Origin of the sequence: Streptomyces sp. WP-1 (genome assembly GCF_030450125.1) — a bacterium.
GTDB lineage: Bacteria > Actinomycetota > Actinomycetes > Streptomycetales > Streptomycetaceae > Streptomyces > Streptomyces incarnatus.
On the sequence record NZ_CP123923.1, the window covers coordinates 1,977,220 to 1,992,127 of the forward strand.

The 14,908-nt window shown below is 68.0% G+C and carries 13 protein-coding genes; 5 read left to right on the top strand and 8 right to left on the bottom strand.

Annotated elements, in window-relative coordinates; genetic code table 11:
- Positions 1 to 22: 22 nt before the first annotated feature.
- From QHG49_RS08430 to ngcE, 7 genes are all read right to left on the bottom strand, one after another.
- Positions 23 to 1,330 (bottom strand): sugar ABC transporter permease, encoded by a 1,308-nt coding sequence (locus tag QHG49_RS08430; RefSeq protein ID WP_145486600.1) that lies wholly within the window; start codon positions 1,328 to 1,330, stop codon positions 23 to 25.
- Positions 1,327 to 2,118: an ATP-binding cassette domain-containing protein gene (locus QHG49_RS08435; protein WP_167532168.1), complete on the bottom strand. Its 792-nt coding sequence runs from the start codon at positions 2,116 to 2,118 to the stop codon at positions 1,327 to 1,329. The genes QHG49_RS08430 and QHG49_RS08435 overlap by 4 nt, the downstream gene beginning before the upstream one ends.
- Before the next feature lie 194 nt (positions 2,119 to 2,312).
- Positions 2,313 to 3,416: a sugar ABC transporter substrate-binding protein gene (locus QHG49_RS08440; protein WP_201300826.1), complete on the bottom strand. Its 1,104-nt coding sequence runs from the start codon at positions 3,414 to 3,416 to the stop codon at positions 2,313 to 2,315.
- A 133-nt stretch (positions 3,417 to 3,549) separates the two neighbouring features.
- Entirely contained in the window at positions 3,550 to 4,761 is a 1,212-nt protein-coding gene (locus QHG49_RS08445) for an ROK family transcriptional regulator (protein ID WP_159705971.1), read from the bottom strand.
- Positions 4,762 to 4,979: 218 nt separating this feature from the next.
- Positions 4,980 to 5,903 carry a carbohydrate ABC transporter permease gene (locus QHG49_RS08450; RefSeq protein ID WP_159705969.1) on the bottom strand — a complete coding sequence of 308 codons (924 nt, stop codon included), beginning with the start codon at positions 5,901 to 5,903 and terminating at the stop codon, positions 4,980 to 4,982.
- Between the two features lie 4 nt (positions 5,904 to 5,907).
- Positions 5,908 to 6,834, bottom strand: a complete 927-nt coding sequence (locus QHG49_RS08455) for a carbohydrate ABC transporter permease (RefSeq protein ID WP_145486605.1) — start codon at positions 6,832 to 6,834, stop codon at positions 5,908 to 5,910.
- Between the two features lie 29 nt (positions 6,835 to 6,863).
- Positions 6,864 to 8,309 carry an N-acetylglucosamine/diacetylchitobiose ABC transporter substrate-binding protein gene (gene ngcE, locus QHG49_RS08460; protein WP_301488282.1) on the bottom strand — a complete coding sequence of 482 codons (1,446 nt, stop codon included), beginning with the start codon at positions 8,307 to 8,309 and terminating at the stop codon, positions 6,864 to 6,866.
- A gap of 380 nt (positions 8,310 to 8,689) precedes the next feature.
- Here ngcE and QHG49_RS08465 point away from each other — a divergent pair, with 380 nt between their 5' ends.
- Positions 8,690 to 12,493 (top strand): GH92 family glycosyl hydrolase, encoded by a 3,804-nt coding sequence (locus tag QHG49_RS08465; RefSeq protein WP_301488284.1) that lies wholly within the window; start codon positions 8,690 to 8,692, stop codon positions 12,491 to 12,493.
- Positions 12,494 to 12,646: 153 nt separating this feature from the next.
- Positions 12,647 to 12,976 (top strand): hypothetical protein, encoded by a 330-nt coding sequence (locus QHG49_RS08470; protein WP_301488286.1) that lies wholly within the window; start codon positions 12,647 to 12,649, stop codon positions 12,974 to 12,976.
- On the opposite strand, the gene QHG49_RS08475 is transcribed toward QHG49_RS08470, so the two are convergent.
- A complete protein-coding gene (locus QHG49_RS08475; RefSeq protein WP_159705963.1) occupies positions 12,969 to 13,391 on the bottom strand; it encodes an ATP-binding protein in 423 nt (140 codons plus the stop codon). The two genes, QHG49_RS08470 and QHG49_RS08475, sit on opposite strands and share 8 nt — an antisense overlap.
- Before the next feature lie 145 nt (positions 13,392 to 13,536).
- On the opposite strand from QHG49_RS08475, the gene QHG49_RS08480 reads away from it, so the two are divergent.
- The 3 genes from QHG49_RS08480 (at position 13,537) to QHG49_RS08490 (ending at position 14,877) form a co-directional block, all read left to right on the top strand.
- Positions 13,537 to 14,322 carry a helix-turn-helix transcriptional regulator gene (locus QHG49_RS08480; RefSeq protein ID WP_159705961.1) on the top strand — a complete coding sequence of 262 codons (786 nt, stop codon included), beginning with the start codon at positions 13,537 to 13,539 and terminating at the stop codon, positions 14,320 to 14,322.
- Positions 14,319 to 14,564 (top strand): DUF397 domain-containing protein, encoded by a 246-nt coding sequence (locus QHG49_RS08485; protein ID WP_301488291.1) that lies wholly within the window; start codon positions 14,319 to 14,321, stop codon positions 14,562 to 14,564. Before QHG49_RS08480 ends, QHG49_RS08485 begins: the two co-directional genes overlap by 4 nt.
- Before the next feature lie 67 nt (positions 14,565 to 14,631).
- On the top strand, positions 14,632 to 14,877 hold the full coding sequence (locus QHG49_RS08490; protein WP_301488292.1) for a DUF397 domain-containing protein: 246 nt from the start codon (positions 14,632 to 14,634) through the stop codon (positions 14,875 to 14,877).
- Positions 14,878 to 14,908 lie beyond the last annotated feature (31 nt).

Sequence of the window (14,908 nt, forward strand, 5' to 3'; positions counted from 1 at the left end):
GGGGGCTGCTCGTCGCTTACGGTCAGGCGCGGCCCGCCGTCTTCTGCGTCTTGCGGGTGATCGAGTCGATCACGACGGTCGTGAGCAGAACGGCCGCGGTGATCATGTACTTCACCGGCTCGGCGATGGACTCCAGCTGGAGTCCGTACTGGATCGAGACGATCACCAGGACACCCAGCAGGGCGTTCCAGGTGCGGCCCCGGCCGCCGAACAGGGACGTGCCGCCGATGACGGCGGCGGCGATCGCGTTCATGAGCAGGTCGCCGGTGCCGGCGCTCTGGTTCGCCGAGGCGATCTTGGAGGCCAGGAACAGGCCGCCGATCGCCGCGAAGCCACCGGAGATCGCGAAGACGGAGATGCGGACCGCCGTCACGTTGATACCGGCGCGCCGGGACGCCTCGACGCTGCCGCCGAGCGCGAAGATCCTGCGGCCGTACGGGGTGCGGCGCAGCACGAAGTCCGAGCCGATCAGGAACACCAGGAAGATCACGGTGGCCAGCGGCAGGCCCTTGTACTGGTTGTACATGTACGCCGCGGCGAACGAGATCACGGCCAGCAGCACGGTCCGCAGGACCGTGTCGCTGAGCGGCCGGGACGGGACGCCCGCGGCCTCCCGGCGCCGGTTGGCGAGGAACGAGGTGAGGAAGAACACCGCGACCACGACCACGGCGAGCCCGTAGGCGGCGGCCACGTCCGAGAAGTAGTACGTGGTGAGCTTGCCGACCAGACCGTCCGAGTCGAGGTTGATCGTGCCGTCCGCGCCCAGCACCTTCAGCATGAAGCCGAGCCAGAACAGCAGACCGGCCAGGGTGACGGCGAAGGCGGGCGCGCCGAGCACCGCGAAGAAGAAGCCGTGCAGCGCGCCGATGGCGGCGCCGGAGGCGATGGCGAGCAGCACGGCCGCCCACTCCGGCCAGCCCTGGTTGACCGCGAGGACGGCCGCGAGGGCGCTGGCCGCGCCGCTGACCGAGCCGACGGACAGGTCGATCTCGCCGAGCAGCAGCACGAAGACGATGCCGACCGAGATCATCCCGGTGCCGACCATCGTGATCGTGATGTCGTTGATGTTCTGCGCGGACAGGAAGTTGGAGTTCAGTACCTGGAAGATCACGCAGATGATCACGAGGCCCACGACGACGGGCATGGAGCCCAGCTCGCCGGCCTTCATCTTGCGCTTGAACTCGCTCCAGTAGCCCATCAGGCCCTGTTCGCGGACGAGGAGGCGGGGGTCGACCGCGGTGACCGCGGCGGACGCCGCCTCGGGGTTCTCCACTACGGCGTCCTTGGGAGTGGAGTCCTCGGGAGGCGTGGAGGTCTTGTCCAGGCTCACTTCTGGACCTCCTTGGTGGTACGCGCCGCACGGCGGGTCACGGCGTTTTCGGTGGCGCCGGTGATGGCGGAGATGATCTCTTCCTGAGAGGTCGAGGCGACGTCGAACACGCCGTTGTTGCGGCCGAGGCGCAGCACGGCGACCTTGTCGGCCACCGCCTTCACGTCCGCCATGTTGTGGCTGATGAGGACGACGGCGTGGCCGCGCTCGCGCAGCCGTTCCACCAGGTCGAGGACCTGGGCGGTCTGTTCGACGCCGAGGGCCGCGGTGGGCTCGTCCAGGATGACCAGCTTGGGCTCGCCGAGCATGGAGCGGGCGATGGCCACCACCTGGCGCTGACCGCCGGAGAGGGAGGCGATCGGGATGCGGACGCTGGGGATGCGGATCGACAGCGTGGTGAGCAGCTCGCGGGAGCGGCGCTCCATCTCGACCTCGTCCAGCACGCCCCACTTCCGCAGCTCGCGGCCGAGGAACAGGTTGCCGACGACATCGATGTTGTCGCACAGCGCGAGGTCCTGGTAGACCGTCGCGATGCCCAGTGCCTGGGCGTCTTGGGGCCGGCCGATGGAGACGGGCTTGCCGTCCCACTCGATGACACCCTCGTCGATCGGGTGCACACCGGCGATCGTCTTGACCAGCGTGGACTTTCCGGCACCGTTGTCGCCCACCAGGGCGACCACCTCACCGGCGTGGACCTCAAGCTCTACGTCGGTGAGCGCCTGGACGGCACCGAACCGCTTGGAGACCCCGCGCAACGCCAGCACGGGCGTAGCGGACACGTGAACCATCTCCTTCGCCGCCTGACCCGGCGGGAGGTTGTGCAGAAGTTTGGGGGGTTCCGTCCGGCGCCCCGCGCCGAGCTTGCGGGGCTGTATGTGTCGCGGAGCGCCGGAGGACAGTGGGGCGCCCTCTCCCCTCACGAGGGGGCTCCCCGGGGGGTACGGGGGTGAACTCCCCGGGAAAGAGGGCGGGTTGCCACGGCTTACTTCAGGCCGAGCTTGTCGCAGGCGGACTTGTACTGCGAGGTGCAGATGTCGGCGACCGTGTAGACGCCGTCCTTGATGACGGTGTCCTTGACGTTGTCCTTGGTCAGCGCGGTGACCGGGACGAGGACCGACGGGACGTCCTTCTGGGAGGAGCTGGAGACCTTGTCCTTGGCGACGGAGTCCAGCGACTTGCCCTGGGCGAGGGCGACGGCCATCTCGGCGGCGGCGTCGGCCTCGGGAGCGTACGGCTTGTAGACGCTCATGTACTGCGAACCGGCGACGATGCGCTGCACACCGGCAAGCTCGGCGTCCTGGCCCGTGACCGGGACCTTGAGGCCGGCCGCGTCGAGGGCGGTGATGATACCGCCGGCCATGCCGTCGTTGGCGGAGTAGACGCCCGCGATCTTGTCCTTGCCGACCGCGGAGATCGCCGCCTCCATCTCGGAGTTGGCGTTGTCCGGCGACCACTCCTTGGTGTCGTACTCCTTGGCGATCGTCACCTTGCCGTTGAGGACCTTGTGGGCGCCCGCCTTGAACTGGGCGGCGTTCGGGTCGGTGACCGAGCCGTTGATCATGACGATCTTGGAGGACTTGGTGGCCTTGCTGCCCAGCGCCGTCAGCAGGGCCTGGCCCTGGGTCTCGCCGACCTTCTCGTTGTCGAAGGAGGTGTAGGCGCTGATCGGGCCCTCGGCGAGGCGGTCGTAGGCGACGACCTTGATGCCGGCGTCCACGGCCTTCTGCACGGAGTTCTGGATGGCCTTGGCGTCGACCGCGTCCACGATCAGGACGTCCACCTTGTTGGTGATCATGGTGTCGACCTGCTGGGCCTGCAGGTTCGCGTCCTGACGGGCGTTGTTGTAGTCGATCGTCGCCTTGCCGTTCGTCAGCTCCTTGATCTTCTTCTCGATCAGCGGGCGGTCGAACTTTTCGTAACGGGCGGTCTTGTTCTCCGGGAGCAGGAGGCCGACCTTGATGTTGTCGCCCTTCTTCGCGGAGGACGAGGAGGAAGAGCTGTCGCCCTTCGACTCCTTGGCACTGCCACAGGCGGCAAGCGAGACGGCCATGGCACCAGCGGCCACGGCGAAGGCCGCACGACGCATACGCGTGTTCACTTCTCAAACCTCCCTGACGAGGCCGCGTCGTTGCGGCCGAGGTGGCTGGAAGTCAACTCGGCCACACGTGCGACGTCAAGAAGTAAATCCTTAACGAGATGGCAACGGTGCCATTCCTTCTCTAAGTGAAGGCAGGGGCGGACACGGCCGGAGCGCCGGTGGCGGATCCGTCCAGAAGGGCCGAATCGCCCATCTCGCTCAGGGCCAGGGCGAGCGCGCCGAGGACCTCGGCGCGGCCCCCAAGTGCCCCGGGGAGCACGGTGAGTTGGCGGGCGGCGCTGGGGATCGCGTAGCGGCTGACGGACTCCCGGATGGGGCCGAGGACCAGCTCGCCGGCCTCCGCGAGATCGCCGCCGAGCAGCACCCTGCTGGGGTTGAGGAGATTGCAGAGGTTGGCCACTCCGCTGCCGATGTGGCGGCCGACGTCGGCGACCACCCGGCGGCAGCCGGGGTCACCCTCCCTGGCGAGCCGTACGACGCCCTCCATGGTCAGATCGGAGCCGTGGCTCGGCTGGAGCAGCGGCAGGACGTAGCGGGCCGCCGCGAAGGTCTCCAGGCAGCCGCGGTTGCCGCAGCGGCAGACCGGGCCCGACTCGTCCAGGGTGATGTGCCCGATCTCGCCCGCGGTGCCGCCCGGCCCGCGGTAGATCGTGCCGTCGATGACCAGGCCGGCGCCGACGCCGCTGGCGACCTTGATGTAGGCGAGGTCGCGCACCCCCTTGCCGCTGCCCCAGACCAGCTCGCCGAGGGCGCCGAGGTTCGCGTCGTTGTCCACGTGGACGGGCACGCCGAGGCGTTGTTCCAGTTCCTCGGCGGGCTTGGTGCCGCCCCAGCCGGGGAGGATGGCGCTGTGTCCGAGGGTGCCCGACTCCAGGTCGATGGGGCCCGGCACGCCGAGGCCGACGCCCGCGACCTTGGAGCGGTCCACGCCGGTGGCCACGATCAGCCTGCTGACCAGTTCCTCGGCCCGGTCGAAGCCCTGGGCGGCGGAGGCGTCCACGTCCAGCGGCTCGGCCTCCTCGGCGAGCACCTGGTGGGCGAGGTTGCCGACCGCGACCCGCAGGTGCTGGTGCCCGAAGTCCACGCCGATCACGATGCCCGCGTCGCCGCTGAGGCTGACGCTGCGGGCCCGGCGCCCGCCCGCCGAGGTGGGCGTGACCTCGACCGTCCCGCCGTCCTTCAGCTCCCGCACGATGTTGGAGACCGTGGCGGCGGACAGGCCGGTCGTCCGCGCGATCTCCGCCTGCGTGAGCGAACCGGCAAGCCGGACGGCCCGTACCACCCGCTCCAGGTTGGCTCGGTGCAGTGACGACTGCGACCCTGGAGTCTCCACGACGACCTCCTGAGCGCGGGGCCGCTTCGGCGAGGCCCCGTGTATGTCCAACTAGTGAACTCTAAGCTGAGCCGTTCGGGGTGACTCACGTCAAGAGGTTGAGCCGGATCAGGGGTACGCCACAGCGGCGCACGCCGCCCGGAGGTCCGGAACGGCGTGCGCGGGTACGACTACGGAGAGCGAACGACTACGGAGAGCGATCCCGCTCGGAGGGGGTGCTACTTGAGCGCCCCCGCGGTGAGCCCCTGCACCACCTGGCGCTGGAAGATGATGTACGCGCCGAGCACCGGCAGCATGGCCATCACCAGGCCCGCGAACAGGCCCGACCAGTCGCCCTTGTAGCCCTGGCTGACCGCGAGCTGGACCAGTCCCTGGGTGAGGACCTTCTTGTCGGGGTCGGTGTTGAGGACCGTGGGCAGCATGTACTGGTTCCACTGGCCCAGGAAGTTGAAGATGCCCACGCTGATCAGACCGGGCTTGGCCATGGGCAGCATGATCTGGAAGAACGTACGCGTGTGCGAAGCACCGTCCACGAACGCCGCCTCCGCCACCGAGGTCGGCAGGGTGCGGAAGAACGCCGTGAGGAAGAAGACGGTGAACGGCAGCGAGTACGCGATGTAGACCAGGATCAGCCCGTGGATGGTGTTCAGCAGGCCCATGTTGTTCACGACGTAGAACAGCGGGACCAGCGCCAGCATGATCGGGAAGCTCATGCCGCCGATGAACAGGTAGTAGATGAAGCGGTTGCCCGGGAAGTCGAACCGGGCGAGCACATAGGCGGCCATCGAGCCGAGCACCAGGGTGCCGACGAGTGAACCGCCCACCACCAGGACGGTGTTGAGGAAGTAGCCGCTCATGTTGGCCTCGGTCCAGGCGCGCGCCCAGTTCCCGAAGTGCAGCCGGTCCGGCAGCGCCCAGGGCGAGCCGAAGATGGAGCCGTCGTCCTTGAAGGACGTCATCACCGCCCACAGCAGCGGCGTGACCACCATGATCGCCCAGATGACCAGCACGCCGTGGGAGAAGACGTTGAGGACGCCGCCCTCCTTCTTACGGCGGCCGGGCTTCGAAACCGGCGCGTCCACCTCGGAGACGCTCGCACCGGGCTCGGCCGGCGGCGGGGCGGGGGTCTCGGTCGTCTTCATCGCTTCAGAACTCCAGCCGCTCGCGACGGCCCAGCCGCATCACGATCGCCGCGAAGGCGAGCGTGACGACCAGCAGGGCGACGCCGATGGTGGTGGCGTAGGCGGCCTGACCGTCCCGGAACGCCTTCTGGTACACGTACAGGACCAGCACGGTGGTCGAGTAGTCGGGCCCGCCCGGTCCGGTCGTCATGATCTGTACGACCGCGAACGACTCGGCGCCCAGCGCGAGGATGCCCATGTAGACCCAGCCGGACTGCACGGTGTCCCACAGCAGGGGCAGGGTGATGCGGAAGAAGGTGGTGGCGCGGCCCGCGCCGTCGATCAGGGCGGCCTCGTACAGCTCGGCCGGGATCGAGGCCATGCCCGCGGAGAACAGGACCACGAAGAAGCCGGTGGTGGACCAGACCAGCACCGCCATCACGCACCACAGGGCGAGGCCCGGATCACCCAGCCACAGCGGCTGCACATGCCCGAGTCCGATCCCGCGCAGGAGCGAATTGATCGCTCCGCTGTCCGGGTTGTAGGCGAACTGGAAGAGGAGCGCGACGATCGCGATGGACAGGACCTGCGGAAAGAAATAAACGATCTTGTAGAAGGAGGAGCCCCGCACACCCGTGATCGCGGGGCCGCCCCTTCTGCGTCGTCCGCCCACATTGATCATGAAAGCGAAGAAAAGCGCCAGACTGATCGTCACGACCGGCAGCACCAGAGCGAAGAGCAGGCTGTGCTGCAACGACTTCCAGAAGACGTCGTCGTGCAACATCCTCTTGTAATTGTCGAAGCCGACCATCTTGAATTCGGGGCTCAGGCCCGTCCAGTCCGTGAACGAGTAGTAGATGGACTGGATGAAGGGCCACACCACGAACAGCGCGTACAGTCCCAGGGGCAGTACCAAAAACCCCACGATGAACCGGTACTTGCCGTGCTGCATCGTTACTCCGGTGCGCTCGGGGGTGCTGGTTACTGGTGCTTGTAGTGCTTGATGGTGGTGTCCTTGGCCGCCTCGTCGGCGTAGCCCTGGATCTTCTTTATGGCCTCCGCCGGGGTGAGCCGGCCGGCCATCATCTCGCCGAGGGCGCCCACGCCGATCTTCTCCTTCTGCAACTGGACGTACCAGTCCTGGAGGCGAGGGTTCACCACGTTGCTGCCGGCCAGTTTGAGCGCGGCCACGCCGGACTTCAGGCCCGGGGTCAGCTCGATGCCGTCGGTGCCGCCGTTGTAGGCGGAGAGCGACTTCACCTTGGAGGTGAAGTTCTTCGAGGACGCCTCGGAGAGCATGATGCGCAGCTGCTCCATGCCGCCCTCGGGGTTCGCCGCCTTGGAGGGCACGATGAACGGCTCGCCGCCGGAGGCCCAGATGGTGCCGAAGGGCATCTTGTCGCCGCTGTCGATGCCGGAGGGCGCCGAGACCGCGAGGTCGAAGTCCTTGGGGATGACGTTCGCCGACTCGTTCTCCACCCAGGAGCCGTTCGGGATGAACAGGGCCTCGCCCTTGGCCCACGCCGTCTGCGACTGGATGTGGTCGAGACCCGGGGTGCCCTTGAGGATGTAGCCCTTCTTGAACAGCTCGTAGTACGCCTCGAAACATGCCTTGACGGCCGGGTGCTTCCAGGCGTTCGGCTCCAGGTTGTCGATGGCGTTCAGGACCTCGACGCCACCGACCTTGCCGATCATCGGGTAGAGCGAGAAGGGGATGTAGTACGGGTACTTGCCCGCGTACGTCCAGCCCGCCATGCCCTTCTTCTTGGCCTTGGCGCACACCTGGAGCATCTCGTCCCAGGTCTTCGGGTACTCGGCGTCCAGCGAGTCGAGCGCCTTCTGCGAGTACCAGACGCCGTAGACCGTGTACGCGTAGTACATGATCCACACCGGGTTGCCGTCGAACTGGCCCATCTCCACGATGCCGGGGCGCAGCGTGTCGCGGACCTTCTTGCCCGGGTCGTCGTACGACGGCGCGTCGAGCAGCGGGGTGAGGTCGGCCAGCTGGTCCTTGCCGACCAGGACGCCCATGTCCATCTGCTCGGCGCCGGAGTTGTCGATGAGGTCCGGCGGGTTGCCCTGGTTGAAGCGGGGCTGGAGCGTGGACTGGATCTTCTGGGTGGCGGAGAACTTCACCTGGGCCTTGGGGAAGTCCTTCTGGTAGATCTTGACCGCGTCCTGCGCGTACTCCTTGCCGAAGCCGCCGTCGAAGAGGACGAACTCCAGTTTGGCGGTGCCGTTCACGCCGAGCGGGTTCTTGGCGGTCTTCTTTCCGGCCTTCGCCTTGGTCTGGCCGTCGCCGCCGCTGCTCGCGCAGGCGGACAGCAGGCTCATCCCCGGAACGGCGACCAGGCCGAGCGCGGCGGACCGCCTGATCAGTTCTCGGCGGCCGACACCCTCACGGTCGTGGTGCGCAGTGGATCCCATGCTCAAGTCCTCGCCTTCTCCAGGACTCAGGCGGTGAACCGGATCCTGCCCGGCACCGCGGTCGGGTCGAGCTGGTGGTGCAGGAAGTGCTTCGTGCATGAACTGCCGGGATTGCTCTTGTACCGGGCGCCGACAGGTATAGTCCACTTCCCGCCAGCGGAGCAAGATCGAATACAGGGTAGGCGGCGGGTCTTTTCCGAGTTGAGACCTCGCGGACATGGGAACGGGCTGTGCGCGGCCTCTGGGAAATCCGCGCGACATCAACCCCGGAATGACACGCCCAACACCCTTGACATCATCCACCACTTGACCACCTACTTGGTTCCTGTGTACCGCCTATGACAACGTTGTCCACAAGGGCGCGGGGAGGAAATCCGTACATGCAGCGGAGAACTCGGCACAGATGGGGCCCGGCGGCCGTGCTCACGGCCGCCTTCGTCATGGCCGTGAGCGCGCAGGGCGCCGCGGTGGCGCTGCCCGCCAAGGCGCCGGTGACCGACCGGGAGTTCGCGTCCTCGTTCGAGGCGGGTGATCCCGCCCCGGACTGGCTGAGCACGGTCGACACCGGCGCGGACGGCTCCCCGCGCGCCTCGGGCGTGGACGGCGGCTACAGCACCGGCATACCGGGCAATGTGAACGACCATGTCACCGAGGTCCGGGCGAGCGGCGAGAACGCCGGCGCGGGCGAGGTGAAGGAGAACCTGGCCGACGGCGAGTCCGGCACCAAGTGGCTGACCTTCCAGCCCACCGGCTGGGCGGAGTTCGACCTGGACAAGCCGGTCACGGTGCGGACGTACGCGCTGACCTCGGCCAACGACGGCGCCGAGCGCGACCCGCGGGACTGGACGCTGCTCGGCTCCACCGACGGCAAGGACTGGAAGACCCTCGACACACGGGCGGGCGAGACCTTCTCGGAGCGGTTCCAGACCAGGTCGTACGACCTTCAGCAGGCGGCGGAGTACCAGCACTTCCGGCTTGAGGTGACGAAGAACAACGGGGCGCCGGACATCCTCCAGCTCGCCGATGTGCAGTTCTCCACGGGCGGCGGCGGTGGTCCGGTGCCGCAGGACATGCTGACGCTGGTCGACAAGGGGCCGACCGCCTCGCCGACGGCCAAGGCGCGGGCCGGGTTCACCGGGACGCGGGCGCTGCGGTACGCGGGGCGGCACACGGCGAGCGGGCGCGCGTACTCCTACAACAAGGTGTTCGACGTGAACGTGAAGGTCGGGGGCGACACGCAGTTGTCGTACCGGATCTTCCCCTCGATGGCCGACGGCGACCGGGACTACGACGCCACGAACGTCTCGCTCGACCTGGCCTTCACCGACGGCACCTACCTCAGCGACCTGGGCGCGCTGGACCAGCACGGGTTCGGGCTGTCGCCGCGCGGGCAGGGCGACGCGAAGTCGCTGTACGTCAACCAGTGGAACAACGTCGTCTCGCGGATCGGCTCGGTCGCGGCGGGGAAGACGGTCGACCGGATCCTCGTCGGGTACGACTCCCCCACCGGGCCGGCGAAGTTCCGCGGCTGGATCGACGACGTGTCGCTGAGGCCGGTCGCGCCCGAGCGGCCGAAGGCGCATCTGTCCGACTACGCGCTGACCACGCGCGGCACCAACTCCAGCGGCAGTTTCTCGCGCGGCAACAACTTCCCCGCGACCGCGCTGCCGCACGGTTTCAACTTCTGGACGCCGGTGACCAACGCGTCGTCGCTGAGCTGGCTCTACGAGTACGCGCATGCGAACAACGACGCCAATCTGCCGACGATCCAGGCGTTCAGCGCGAGCCATGAGCCGAGCCCCTGGATGGGCGACCGGCAGACCTTCCAGGTGATGCCGTCGGCCGCCGCCGGGACCCCGGACACCGGCCGGGAGGCGCGGGAGCTGGCGTTCCGACACGAGAACGAGACGGCGCGGCCGTACTACTACGGCGTACGGTTCGAGAACGGGCTGAAGGCGGAGATGGCGCCGACCGACCACGCGGCGGTGATGCGCTTCACCTACCCCGGCTCCGACGCCGGCGTGCTGTTCGACAACGTCACCGAGCAGGCCGGGCTGACGCTGGACAAGGAGCACGGGACCGTCACCGGCTACTCGGACGTCAAGTCCGGCCTGTCGACCGGCGCGACCCGGCTGTTCGTGTACGGCGTGTTCGACAAGCCGGTCACGGACGGGTCGGCGAGCGGGGTGAAGGGCTATCTGCGCTTCGCGGCCGGCGCCGACCGCACGGTCACCCTGCGCCTGGCGACCTCCCTGATCAGCGTCGACCAGGCGAAGGACAATCTGCGCCAGGAGATCCCGGACGGCACGTCCTTCGGCACCGTGAAGGCGCGGGCGCAGCGCACCTGGGACAAGCTGTTCGGCAAGGTCGAGGTCCAGGGCGCCACGCCGGACCAGCTGACCACGCTGTACTCCAGCATGTACCGGCTGTACCTGTACCCCAACTCGGGCTACGAGAAGGTGGACGGGAAGAACCGGTACGCGTCCCCGTTCTCCCCGATGCAGAGCCAGGACACCCCGACGCACACCGGCGCGAAGATCGTGGACGGCACGGTGTACGTCAACAACGGCTTCTGGGACACCTATCGGACGACATGGCCCGCGTACTCGTTCCTGACGCCCTCTCAGGCGGGCGCGATGGTCGACGGATTCGTGCAGCAGTACAAGGACGGCGGCTGGACCTCGCGCTGGTCCTCCCCCGGCTACGCGGACCTGATGACCGGCACCTCCTCGGACGTGGCGTTCGCCGACGCCTACGTCAAGGGCGTGAAGTTCGACGCGAGGGCGGCGTACGAGGCGGCGCTGAAGAACGCGACCGTGGTGCCGCCGAGTTCGGGGGTGGGCCGCAAGGGCATGAGCACCTCGCCGTTCCTCGGCTACACCAGCACCGACACCGCCGAGGGGCTGTCCTGGGCGATGGAGGGGTACGTCAACGACTACGGCATCGCGGAGATGGGCGCGGCGCTGTACAGGAAGACGGGCGAGAGGCACTACAAGGAGGAGTCCGACTACTTCCTCAACCGCGCCCGCGACTACGTGAACCTCTTCGACCCCAAGGCCGGCTTCTTCCAGGGCAAGGACGCCAAGGGCGACTGGCGCCTGGATTCCGGGAGTTACGACCCCCGGGTGTGGGGTTACGACTACACGGAGACCAACGGCTGGGGCTACGCCTTCTCCGTGCCGCAGGACACCCGCGGCCTGGCCGATCTGTACGGCGGACGGGGTCAACTCGCCGACAAGCTGGACCAGTTCTTCGCTACCCCGGAGACCGCGTCCCCCGAGTTCGTCGGCTCCTACGGCGGGGTCATCCATGAGATGACCGAGGCGCGGGACGTGCGGATGGGCATGCTCGGGCAGTCCAACCAGGTCGCGCACCACGTCTCGTACATGTACGACGCGGCCGGGCAGCCGTGGAAGACGCAGGCGGCGGTGCGGCAGATCCTGTCCCGGCTCTATCTCGGCAGCGAGATCGGGCAGGGCTACCACGGGGACGAGGACAACGGCGAGCAGTCGGGCTGGTTCCTCTTCTCCGCGCTCGGCTTCTACCCGCTGGTCATGGGCAGCGGCGACTACTCCATCGGGTCCCCGCTGTTCAAGAAGGTCACCGTGCATCTGGAGAACGGGCGCGACCTGGTGGTCAGGGCTGCGGGCAACAGCGCGAAGAACGTGTACGTCCAGAGCGTCACCGTCAACGGCCTTCCCTGGACGTCCACTTCGCTGCCGCAGTCGCTGCTGGCCAAGGGCGGGGAGCTGACGTTCACCATGGGGCCCCGGCCCTCGGCGTGGGGCTCCGGGAAGAACGCGGGACCGGTGTCGATCACCCAGGACGACCAGGTGCCCGCGCCCCGGACGGACCTGCTGCGCGGCGAAGGCGCTCTGTTCGACAACACCTCGGCGACGGAGGCGACGGCGGACACCGTCGAACTGCCGGTGGGCCGCGCCGCGAAGCCGGTGCAGTACACGCTGACCTCCCCGGCCGACCACACCGAGGCCCCCACCGGCTGGACCCTCCAGGGCTCCGCCGACGGCACGACCTGGCGGACGCTGGACCACCGCTTTGGGGAGACCTTCCCGTGGAACCGGCAGACCCGGGCGTTCACGATCGCGGCGCCGGGGGCGTACGCCAGGTACCGGCTGGTGCTGGACGGTCCGGCGACGCTGGCGGAGGTGGAGCTGCTGGGGTGAGGTGAGCGGCCAGGCAGGGGCCCCGGGTGCGGTACGGCACCCGGGGCCCCGCGCCGTCCACCCGGGCCGACGGCACCCCAAGAGTCGGTAAAGCGCATCCTTTATGATTCCGTTCGCCGACTTCGTTCCCACCTCCCCCGCAGGAAGCTCCCGTTGATCGCCATAGCCGCAGCCCTCGCAGAGATCGCGCTGATCGTCGTACAGCGCCGGCGCGCCCCGGCCGGTGCCCCGAAGGAGATCTCCTGGTCCCATGTGGCCGCGGCGCCGGCCGCGGGCGTGGTGGGATGGCTGCTCATCGGGGGGCCCGAGACCGCGTGGGACGATCTGTGGCTGCCGCTCTTCTTCGGGGTGATCCTCGGCGCCGAGGCCGCGCGGGCGGCGCGGGTCCTGTCCGGCAAGGAGTGGGCGGGCTGGGCGACGGCCTGCGGCGGCGGAGCGGCCTCGGCCAACTGGCTGCTGGCCACCCCGCTGCCCTTCATGTGACGGGCCGCCTCCGGGGCACGGCGAAGTCGCACCACACGATCTTGCCGGGGTTCCGCTCCCCCACGCCCCACTTGTCGGACAGCACCGACACCAGCAGCAGCCCCCGGCCGCCCTCGTCCAGGACCGGGTGCGCGACCTCGGGAACACCCGTTCCGCTGTCGTGGACCTCGATCCGGACGAGGGCGCCGTCGTAACGCAGCCGCAGCAGGAAGCCCCGGCCCGGCGGGACACCGTGCACGACCGCGTTCGTCGCCAGCTCGCTCACGCAGAGCAACACATCCGCGCTCCGCTCCCACTCGGTCAGCCCCCAGTACGACAACGACCACTCCGTGAACCGTCTGGCGGCGGGGACGGAGCGGCGGGCCCGCGCGTAGAACTGGTCGCGCTGACGCAGGAGTTCAATCTGCTCATTCACGGGGCGAATGTCGCGCAGCGTGACTATTCTGCGGCAGTAGGTGATCCCGTACAGATTGTTTGTACGGGATCGTGCGGGGTGGCGTACGGACGGCACGGGGAGTTCAACAGTCATGACGCCTGCACGAAGGAAGAACCAGTCGGCCATGAAGATGCTCGGCCGTCAACTGGGCACGGCGCGCCGGGCGGCGGGTATGAGCCAACCCGCGCTGGCCGCGGCACTGAATGTCAACGACGAGACCATCGCGTCGATCGAACAGGGCCGACGTCCCCTGAAGCTGGATATCGCCGAGAGGTGTGACGAGCTTCTGGGCACCAAGGGGACGCTGGCGGCGGGAGTGACGAACCTGCCGGAGATCGACCAGTATCCGCTGTGGGTCGAGGAGTACGTGGATCAGGAGAAAGTCGCGGTCGCGTTGTCGTGGTACGACGCCATGGTCATCCCTGGTCTGTTGCAAACCGAGGCCTACGCTCGCGCGGTACTGCAAAATCGCGTTCCGGCGTACGACGCCGAGGAACTGGAGACGACGCTGCGCCTGCGGCTCGGTCGCCAGGAGATCCTCAAGCGTAAGAGCCCGCCGACGCTGAGTTTCGTGGTGTGGGAGCCCGCGCTGCATCTGAGGATCGGCAGCGAGGAGACCCGGGAGGAGCAGATGCGTTTCCTGCGCGAAGTGGCCGAACTGCCTTGCCTCTCACTCCAGGTGCTACCGCTGGGCAGCCCTGTCCACGCAGGCGTCGCTGGACCCTTCGCTCTACTTGAGACCCCCGACCATCAGCAGATCGCCTACACCGAATCGCAACGCGGTAGCCAGTGGGTTTCCGACCCCGAAGAGGTGTCTCGCCTGGCACGCAAATATGCGATGCTGCGGACACAGGCCCTGAACATCCAGTACTCCAAGGACCTGCTCGACCGCCTGCTAGGAGAGCAATGAGCGCGGAAGCACTTCAGTGGTTCAAGTCGACCTACAGTAGCGACGAAGGCGGCGCCTGCCTCGAGGTCGCCGTCTCCTGGCGCAAGTCGAGCTACAGCGGCGACGAAGGTGGCCAGTGCGTCGAAGTCGCCTCCTGCGCTCACTCCATCCTCGTCCGGGACTCCAAGCAGGACCCCTCCCACGCTCCCACACTCCGGGTCAGCCCGCTCACCTGGGCCGCCTTCACCTCCTCGGTCCGGTGAACAGCGGACGCGCCGTCCTCGCCGTCGAGGTCTCAAGAGAACTGCTTGATCGTCTGGTAGGAGAGCAATGAGCGCCGCACTTCAGTGGTTCAAGTCGAGCTACAGCAGCAGCGAAGGCGGCCAGTGCCTCGAAGTGGCCGTTTCCTGGCGCAAGTCGAGCTACAGCGGCAGCGAAGGCGGCCAGTGCGTCGAAGTCGCCTCCTGCGCCCACTCCATCCTCGTCCGGGACTCCAAGCAGGACCCCTCCGAGGCCCCCACCCTCCGGGTCGGCCCCCTCAGCTGGGCCGCCTTCACCGCCGCGGTCACCGCGTAGCGACGGCACCGGAACCGCCGCTGCGGATCTT